The organism is uncultured Kushneria sp. (assembly GCF_947497025.1).
In the GTDB taxonomy this organism is placed as follows: domain Bacteria; phylum Pseudomonadota; class Gammaproteobacteria; order Pseudomonadales; family Halomonadaceae; genus Kushneria.
Genome location: NZ_CANMFC010000003.1, coordinates 529,713 through 538,661, shown reverse-complemented (window position 1 = coordinate 538,661; position 8,949 = coordinate 529,713). Strand labels below are relative to the sequence as shown.

The following is an 8,949-nucleotide window of genomic DNA, read 5'->3' as shown; positions in this document are numbered from 1 at the left end:
GCGATGATCTACCTGATCGGCAGTCCGGTGGGCCGCCTGCTCGATCAGGCCAAATCCACATGAAGTGACGAAGAACCTAAAAAAGCAGGTACTACGCGTTGAATCTGGAAACCAAATGGCTGGAAGACTTTGTGGCACTCAATGCCACGCGCAGCTTTTCCGCCGCCGCTCGCCGCCGCCACGTCACTCAGCCTGCCTTTAGCCGTCGCATTCGTGCGCTTGAGCAAGCCACCGGTGTCATGCTGGTCGACCGCTCTACTACGCCTGTCAGCCTGACACCCGAAGGCCAGCTTTTTCTGGTGACCGCTCGCAGCCTGGTGGAGCAGCTCAACGAGAGCATCAGTCATCTGCGCGGACTCAATATTGCCAATGAGGCGCTTGATATTGCAGCAGCTCATTCTCTGGCACTGGCCTTTTTTCCGCGCTGGATCTCCCGGCTGCAAAAGGGGGTGGGAGAGCTGCCAACGCGGTTGATGGCGATGAATGTCGGTGACGCCATCCATGTTCTGCGCGATGGCAACTGTGATCTGATGCTGGCCTATCATGATCCCTATGCCACCATGCAGCTCGATAGCGAAGTATTTCCCTCTTTTTCCATCGGTCAGGTCTGCATGCTGCCCGTGTGTGTACCGGATGCTCAGGGCAACCCCTTGTTCAATCTCGAAAGCGGTGACAGCATTCCGCACCTGGCCTACACCCAGGGGGCCTTTCTGGGGCGTAGCGTCCATATGCTTTTGAAAAATGACCCACTGCGGCTACGGCTGCGAACCATCTATGAAACCGCCATGGCCGAGGGGCTCAAGGGTATGGCGCTGCAGGGTGTGGGCATGGCGTGGATCCCTGATTTCTGCATCCATGAGGAGCTGGCTTCCAGCAAACTGGTGCGTGCCGGCGATGAAAAATGGAATATTCCGCTGGATATCCGGCTCTATCGCTGCTCGCTGGTACACAAGCCCGACGTCGAGCGGCTGTGGCATCAACTGCAAAAGCTCCCGCGCGACTTTCTCAAGATGTAGTCTGCCTACACGATGTAGACTGCGGGGGTTTCTGGCGAGCCTCTGGTGCGATTGTGCCAGGCTTCAGGGCACCATCCGTTAAAGGAGAGTGTCATGCGATACATCAAGGCTCGAGTCACTGGTCATGTTCAGGGCGTGGGGTTTCGTCAGGCGACGGCGCATCGTGCCCGTGAACTTGGTGTGCTCGGCTATGCCAGTAACTGCGATGACGGCAGCGTCGAAGTCGGCATGGCAGGCAGCGACACCGCCGTTACTGCCCTGAGCAACTGGCTTCGAAAAGGGCCACCTTCTGCTCGGGTTGATCAGGTGACAAGTGAGGAGATTGCGCCGCAGTCATGGTCTGATTTTCGAACCGACCAGGATACTTTTGCCTGAGTCCAAAAAAACGCCATGTCATTTCGACATGGCGTTTTGACTGGCCTGATCTGGTTCTGATGACTACCGATCAGCGTGGCGAGCCGCTGCCGATTGATCCAGCGCGGTGATGAAGCTTTCTCCCCAGCGATGGATATCGTAGGTGCTGATGACCTTGTGCAGTCGCTGCCAGCGTTCCTTGCGCTCTTCCAGCGACATGGAAAGCGCTGCATCGAGCATGTCGGCCATCTCTTCGACATCGAAGGGGTTGCACAGCATGGCGCCGTCCAGCTCTTCAGCAGCGCCAGCCAGATTCGACAGCAGTAGTACACCCGGGTCTTCCGGGTCCTGAGCCGCGACATACTCCTTGGCCACCAGATTCATGCCATCACGCAGCGGCGTGACCAGCCCGACACGGCTCTGGCGCATGAAGCCCATCAGGGTTTCACGGTCATAGCCCGTATTGAGATAGCGCAGGGGCATCCAGTCATAGGTCGAGAAGCGGCCATTGACGTGACCGGCAATGCGTTCAAGCTCGCGGCGCAGGCTGGCATAACGCTCCACACCGGTTCTCGACAGCGGGGCAATCTGTAGGTAGGTCACATTGCCGTAACGTGTATGGGTGTTTTCCAGCAGCTGCTCGAAGGCCTGAAAGCGTTTGTAGAGCCCCTTGCTGTAATCAAGACGGTCCACGCCGATGATCAGGGGGCCACCCTGGAGGGATTCCTTCAGGCGGTGGCTGCGCGAAGACTGTTCGCCCTTTTCTGCCATCTCGCGGGCAGTATCCACATCGATTGAAATGGGAAAAACACCGGTGTTGATGCGCCGATGATCAAACATCACGGTGTTACCTTCGACGGTGGCAACGCCGCTGCGCTCGACATTTTCGAGAAAATGCCTGAGATCGGTAGCCGTCTGGAAGCCGATGGTGTCATAGGCGCACAGATGCTCGATCATGCGCTCATGGTGCGGGAGGGTACGAAAGATCTCCCATGGCGGCACCGGGATGTGGAGAAAGAAGCCGATCGGGCATTCCACATCCATGATGCGCAGATAATGGCCGGTCGAGAGCAGCTGGTAGTCGTGGACCCAGATGGAGACCTCGCCACTTTCCGGTATCTGACCGGCCACCTGACGAGCAAATCGCTCGTTGACGTGCTGATAGCCGGCATCCTTTTCGCGCGAGTACTCGACCATGTCCGAGCGGTAATGGAACAGGGGCCAGAGTACTTCGTTGGAATAGCCAACGTAGAAAAGCTCGTGCTCCTGCTCGGTCAGCGGGAAGGTGGCAAACTGCACGCCCTCGTTTTCATAGCTTTGAGGCGCATGCTGCTCTGCGTCATCGATCAGCTGGCCATTCCAGCCCATCCATAGCCCCCGGGTACGGCTCAGGGCATTCATGACGCCTACTGCCAGACCGCCCTGACTGCCACTGTCCTTGTCGGGCGAGGGGACGCGATTGGACACTACGATCAGTTGTTTCAAGGTTTCCTCCGTGAAATCTGTGATGCCTTCATGGGCGCTGCAGCAGCGTAATCCATTGATCAAGCCAGGCATGTACGTCCCTGGGATCCGTCAGTCGCCCGTCGGCAAGGCTGTCGCCCGTGCCGACCTTGATGGCCATGCCCTGATGCGCATTGACGACGCGAAAGCCGTCTTCATCGGTTCGATCATCACCGATAAATATCGGGCATCGGTCTGCGAATGGCGGTATGGCCAGAAAGCGTTCAAGGGCCACACCCTTGTCATAGCCCTGACCCTTGATTTCGAACACGAACTTGCCCTGATGAAGTTCCAGAAGATCGGAATATTCATCGATCATTGAGCCCAGGTTGTGCTTGAGCATATCGCCTGCCCCGGGCCGATGGCGATAATGCAGGGCAATGCTGGCACCCTTGTCTTCCAGATAGAGCGCATCATCACGTTCTACCTGTTCCTTGATCTGCTGACGCACGGCTTCAAGTGCTTTTTGATGGTCACCGGCAATCTGACGATCACCCTGGCTATTACGCCATTCAGCGCCATGCTGGCCCGACATGGCAAGCGTGGGCAAATGCAGGTGTTTGTCCAGATCATCGATGGCCCGACCGCTGATAACCGCCACCGCACCGTCCAGCAGGTCGGTGAGGGTTTCAATGCGTGCTCTGAGAGCATCATCGACGACGATATTGTCAGGATGGTCTACCAGATCGACCAGTGTGCCATCGAGATCCAGAAAGAGGGCCCACGCCTGATCGCGTGCAGGCAGGTCGGGTACATCCTTGCCTATTGTATTCACCATTACCTTCCTGTCATGGCGTGACGGCTATTATGCGTTGGACGATGAGGTCAGTGTCTGCTCGATCCAGTCCGAGACTGCGTCACCATCCACTTTCATGCAGACCTGTACGGCCGGTGTTTTTGACCAGCGATCGCTGACGTACTGGCGCTCTGCCGGTGCAAAGATGGTCTGGCCTTCCGCAGCCCCTTCTGTCACGACATCCAGATGCCCGGTCACGGACTCGAAAAATTCCGGATGGATGAGCCATGCGACGGCACAGCTGTCGTGGGGGCAGCAGCCGTCAAGGCCGATGGCACTGCGATAGAAGTCGGCATAAAAGTCATAGCTGTGCGACAGCACTTCGCCCAGAGCACCCTGACCCTTTGCAATACGCGCCATGCGATCCGGCGTGATGACCGTATCGAGGGTGACATCAAGCCCTACCATGACCAGCGGCCAATCCGCCGTCAGGACACGCTTGGCGGCGTGCGGATCGGAGAAAATATTGGCTTCGGCCAGCGGTGTGACGTTGCCGCCTCGAGCTGCCGAACCGCCCATGATCACGACCTGCTTGATGCGGTTGACGACGTCCGGATCAAGGGCAATGGCCATGGCCAGATTGCCCAGAGGACCTACGGCCATCAGCGTGATTTCCCCCGGGCGCTCGCGGGTCTTTTCCACGATGAACTGTGCGGCACTGATTGGCTCGATCTGTCCCGAAGGCTCGCTGAGCGTCTGATTGCCCAGCCCGTCGGCGCCGTGGATATGGGCCGGTACCGGATAGGGCGTTTTCACCAGTGGGTAATCCGCACCCTGAGCAACCGGAATTTTCTGACCGGCCAGTTCTGTCAGCAGCAGGGCATTGCGGGTAGCGGTTTCGACCCGGACATTCCCGAAAGTGGTGGTCAGACCCAGCACCTCGATGTCCGGATGCGCCATGATCAGCGCAATGGCCTGGGCATCGTCTACGCCCGGGTCAGTGTCAAAGATGATGGTATGTGTCATGAAAGTCCTCCACGTCTGTCGCTGAAAGGAAACTGCCGTACCTGGGGCGGCCGCATTTCTTTAAGTCGCTGAAAATACTGTGATGCAAGTCTGACATAAGTTCCGTGTCCGTGCGTAGCCGATCCCCGGGAAGAAAGCCGATGACATAAAAAAGCCCGCCTGAAAGCGGGCTTTTGAAATGCGGGATCGTGCTATCGATGCAGCAGACCACGGGCGATCAATGGTGCAAAAACAAGGCGATATAACCCTCGTGTCAGGCCGTAAAGCTTTTCAAGATACAGCGGTTGCAGCCAGAGCATCATGAGGGATGCCAGACCGGCAACGACGACTGCGCCCAGCATGTCCAGCGGAAAGTGGACGCCCAGAAAGATGCGTGACCAGGCAATGGGCAGGGCCAGTACCGCCAGCGCAACGCCCATCCTGCGCAGGGCTGGTCGCAGGATAAAGCTGAAGGCCACCGTCGAGATAATGGTCATGTGATTGCTGGGGAAGGAGGGTGTAGGGTCATGCGCAATCAGTGTATGACCCAGCGGCATCACGAAGGGGCGAGGGTGATACCAGATCATGGAACCAATCAAATTGTTGATCAACAGAGCGCCAACGGTCGCCAGGAGTGCCGTCAGCATCATCTTGTGACGCTCCTCGCTCTTGCCCAGCCAGCCCTTGATCATGATCATGGGAAGGCAAAAAATGGCATATTTGGCCATGACAATAGCAAACCAGATCACCAGTGGCTGGCTGTGTGGCTGTGCGTTGAGGGCAAGAAAAAGGTGCTGATTGAGGGCTTCCATGCTGTTATCACATACCTGCAGAATCGTTGATGGGCTTTGGCCTGTAATGAGCCACGATCTTGAACCAAAGTATTATGCCAATTGCTGCAGAGCCCCAAAATTTATTTTCGAGGTAATAACGTGATCAATCAGTAAATTTTATACCGTTATCCTCTTTTGAATCCCTCATGCTCATAAATGATTCGCTAAAAAAAGACGGATATTATCCGCTGTCAGCGTCACGATATTTTGCCGGGCCTCCGGTGTTATCCATGCATTATGAGGGGTAACAATCAGATTGAGTGGTGTCTGCGTCAGTGCCTCGATCAGGTCATGACCTTCGCGAGGTGGCTCTACCGGCAGAACATCAACGCCCAGCCCGCCCAACCGCTGGTGCCTCAACGCTTCCAGGGCCGCCTGTTCATCAATCAGGCCGCCGCGCCCGCAGTTGATCAACAGGGCATGAGGTTTCATCAGCCTTAACTGGTCTTTGCCAATGAGATGATGAGTGTCAGGCGTCAGCGGGCAGTGCAGTGAGACCACGTCGGCTTCCGGCAGCAATGCTTCAAGCGTGGGTCGCTCGTCGCGCTCTGCGTTGGGACGTGCGCTGAAGCTTACCCGCATGCCAAACGCCCGGGCCAGTTGCGCTACGGCCTGACCAAGCTCACCGCTGCCCACCAGTACCAGATGCTTGCCGGCCAGCTGCATCGTGGGGTGATGCTGCAGACAAAAGGAGGGGGCCTGTTCCCAGAGGTGGTCAGCCACATCATGCTGATAGCGGGGCAGGCGAGTGGCCAGCGCCAGCATGATCATGAGTGTGTGCTGCGCGACACTTTGTGTGCCGTAGCCTGTGACATTGGCTACGGTAAGACCGCGTTCGCGGGCGGCCTGCATATCGATATTGTTGGTACCGGTGGCCGTGACGGCGATCATGCGCAGATCCGGCAGTGAGGCCATGATGGCATCATCAATGATGACCTTGTTGGTAATGGCGATGGTAGCGCCTTCAAGGCGTGTAACAACGTCTTCAGGACGTGTGGTACCCCAGCAGTCGAACTGCTCGGTCAGGCTGGAAACGGGAGAAAGATCAATGTCGCTTCCCAGTGTGTCGCTGTCGAGAATTACTGCCTTCATGGGTGTCCACTCCTTGCCCATCATGATGTGAGCCGCGCTATAATGCGTGCCTTGTATAACGTTGTATCGTCGTGTCACTACACTGATGCGTCAATAAAACATCGGGAATAATGTCTGCCATTCAATGGCTATTGTTTCCCGGCAGGGGCAGGTCGCTCGAGGGCGCCTGCAGTAACATCAAATATCGGGTATGAAAGACCATGCCGATTTATGAATATGAGTGCCGCGCCTGCGGTACGCGCCTTGAAAAGATTCAAAAGATGGATGCTGCTCCTCTGGTGGAATGCCCGTCCTGTCACAAGGGCGCACTCGAGCGTCTGATTTCAGCGGCGGGTTTCAGGCTTTCGGGTGGCGGGTGGTACGAGACCGATTTCAAAAGCTCCGGTCGTCGTAACCTTGCCGGTGACAGCACATCCGACAAGAGCAGTACGTCAGACAGCTGACGTTGTCACGGGGAATTGACCCATGCCGAATGCAGCAGAGCTGCATTCGGCACCAAAACAGCTCAGGCATTACATCAAGCGTTACAACACAGGATTAAAAATGCGCAGTCATTATTGCGGCCAGCTAAACGAAAGCCTTGTCGATCAGGAAGTCACACTCTGCGGTTGGGTTCACCGCCGCCGCGATCATGGTGGGGTGATTTTCCTCGACATGCGTGATCGTGATGGCATTGCACAGGTTGTGGTCGATCCGGATACGCCGGATGCCTTTGCCAATGCAGATCGAGCCCGCAGTGAGTATGTACTGCGTATTACCGGTCGTATTCGCATGCGTCCGGAAGGTACCCAGAACGCCAACATGCCGACGGGTTTGATCGAAGTACTTGCTACCAGTGTCGAGGTGCTTAACACGGCCGTGACGCCGCCTTTCCAGCTCGACGAGCATGGCAAGGTGGGTGAAGACGTTCGCCTCAAGTATCGTTATATCGATCTGCGTCGTCCGGAAATGATCGATCGCCTGCGTCTGCGCTCACGTATCACGCACAGCGTTCGTGCCTACCTTGAAGACAACGGCTTTCTGGATATCGAAACGCCCATTCTTACCCGGGCCACGCCCGAGGGCGCACGTGACTATCTCGTGCCCAGCCGTACGCACGCCGGTGAGTTCTTTGCGCTGCCGCAGTCGCCGCAGCTGTTCAAGCAGCTGCTGATGGTGGCCGGGTTTGACCGCTATTATCAGATCGCCAAGTGCTTTCGTGATGAAGATCTTCGTGCCGACCGTCAGCCGGAGTTCACCCAGATCGATATCGAAGCCTCCTTTGTCGAGGAAGACGATGTCATGGGCATCACCGAGGAGATGATCCGCCGTCTGTTCGCAGAAGTGCTTGACGTGTCACTGCCACAGTTCCCACGGATGACCTGGCATGACGCCATGCGCCTTTATGGCTCCGATAAGCCTGACCTGCGCATTCCGCTGGAATTTGTCGACGTTGACGATCTGATGAAGGATGTCGACTTCAAGGTCTTTTCGGGCCCGGCCAATGCCGAAGATGGTCGTGTTGCCGTACTCAGGGTGCCCGGTGGTGCGAAGCTTTCCCGCAAGGAGATCGACGAGTACACCAGATTTGTCAGTATCTATGGCGCCCGCGGACTGGCCTGGATCAAGGTCAACGATCGCTCGAAAGGCATTGAAGGTCTCCAGTCGCCCATCGTCAAGTTCATGGAAGGCGTGATCGAGACGCTGCTGGACCGTGCAGGTGCAGAAGACGGCGATATTCTCTTCTTCGGCGCCGATCGCGCGAAGGTCGTCAACGAAGCGCTGGGTGCCCTGCGCGTCAGGCTTGGTGGGGACCTCGATCTCTACACGAAGCCCTGGGCACCGCTGTGGGTCGTTGATTTTCCGATGTTCGAGCGTGATGACAGTGGCCGCCTGGCGGCGTTGCACCACCCGTTCACGGCGCCGTCCTGTGACCCGGAAACGCTCAAGCGTGATCCTGAAAACGCGCTTTCTCGCGCCTATGACATGGTACTCAACGGCACCGAGCTGGGTGGCGGTTCGATTCGTATTCACGATCAGGACATGCAGCGTCAGGTGTTTGAAGCTCTGGGTATCAGCGATGAGGAAGCCCGCGAGAAGTTCGGCTTTTTGCTGGATGGTCTGGCGCACGGCGCACCGCCCCATGGCGGTCTTGCCTTCGGACTTGACCGACTGGTGATGCTCATGACCGGTGGGCGCACCATACGTGATGTGATCGCTTTTCCCAAAACACAGAGTGCGGCCTGTTTGATGACCGAGGCACCCGGTACGGTCAGCAATGAGCAGCTCAAGGAGTTGCACATTCGCCTGCGCCAGAAAGCGTCTGATAGCACAACCTCCTGATTGGCGGGCAATCTGAAACGAAACGTTTCTGTTGCCCATTCCCGGGAGTGTTAGGGTTAATACGGGTGTGCCTTGCACACCCGTATTT

9 protein-coding genes are annotated in these 8,949 nt (G+C 56.9%); 4 read left to right on the top strand and 5 right to left on the bottom strand.

Features of this window, described 5'->3' with window-relative positions:
- Positions 1 to 98: 98 nt before the first annotated feature.
- Positions 99 to 1,016 (top strand): LysR family transcriptional regulator, encoded by a 918-nt coding sequence (locus Q0931_RS08315; RefSeq protein WP_299259151.1) that lies wholly within the window; start codon positions 99 to 101, stop codon positions 1,014 to 1,016.
- 93 nt (positions 1,017 to 1,109) lie between these two features.
- Positions 1,110 to 1,391: an acylphosphatase gene (yccX, locus tag Q0931_RS08310; protein WP_299259150.1), complete on the top strand. Its 282-nt coding sequence runs from the start codon at positions 1,110 to 1,112 to the stop codon at positions 1,389 to 1,391.
- A 63-nt stretch (positions 1,392 to 1,454) separates the two neighbouring features.
- Here yccX and Q0931_RS08305 read toward each other — a convergent pair whose 3' ends face one another.
- The 5 genes from Q0931_RS08305 to Q0931_RS08285 form a co-directional block, all read right to left on the bottom strand.
- Positions 1,455 to 2,855, bottom strand: coding sequence for a trehalose-6-phosphate synthase (locus Q0931_RS08305; protein WP_299259149.1), 1,401 nt, complete (start codon positions 2,853 to 2,855; stop codon positions 1,455 to 1,457).
- 28 nt (positions 2,856 to 2,883) lie between these two features.
- Positions 2,884 to 3,651, bottom strand: coding sequence for a trehalose-phosphatase (gene otsB / locus Q0931_RS08300; RefSeq protein ID WP_299259148.1), 768 nt, complete (start codon positions 3,649 to 3,651; stop codon positions 2,884 to 2,886).
- A 27-nt stretch (positions 3,652 to 3,678) separates the two neighbouring features.
- A complete protein-coding gene (locus tag Q0931_RS08295) occupies positions 3,679 to 4,635 on the bottom strand; it encodes a nucleoside hydrolase (RefSeq protein ID WP_299259147.1) in 957 nt (318 codons plus the stop codon).
- A gap of 191 nt (positions 4,636 to 4,826) precedes the next feature.
- Positions 4,827 to 5,426, bottom strand: a complete 600-nt coding sequence (locus tag Q0931_RS08290; RefSeq protein WP_299259146.1) for an undecaprenyl-diphosphatase — start codon at positions 5,424 to 5,426, stop codon at positions 4,827 to 4,829.
- Between the two features lie 171 nt (positions 5,427 to 5,597).
- Positions 5,598 to 6,539, bottom strand: a complete 942-nt coding sequence (locus Q0931_RS08285; protein WP_299259144.1) for a D-2-hydroxyacid dehydrogenase — start codon at positions 6,537 to 6,539, stop codon at positions 5,598 to 5,600.
- A 200-nt stretch (positions 6,540 to 6,739) separates the two neighbouring features.
- On the opposite strand from Q0931_RS08285, the gene Q0931_RS08280 reads away from it, so the two are divergent.
- Together Q0931_RS08280 and aspS are read left to right on the top strand one after the other, a co-directional pair.
- On the top strand, positions 6,740 to 6,982 hold the full coding sequence (locus Q0931_RS08280; protein WP_299259142.1) for a zinc ribbon domain-containing protein: 243 nt from the start codon (positions 6,740 to 6,742) through the stop codon (positions 6,980 to 6,982).
- Between the two features lie 100 nt (positions 6,983 to 7,082).
- Positions 7,083 to 8,861, top strand: coding sequence for an aspartate--tRNA ligase (gene aspS / locus Q0931_RS08275; protein ID WP_299259194.1), 1,779 nt, complete (start codon positions 7,083 to 7,085; stop codon positions 8,859 to 8,861).
- Positions 8,862 to 8,949 lie beyond the last annotated feature (88 nt).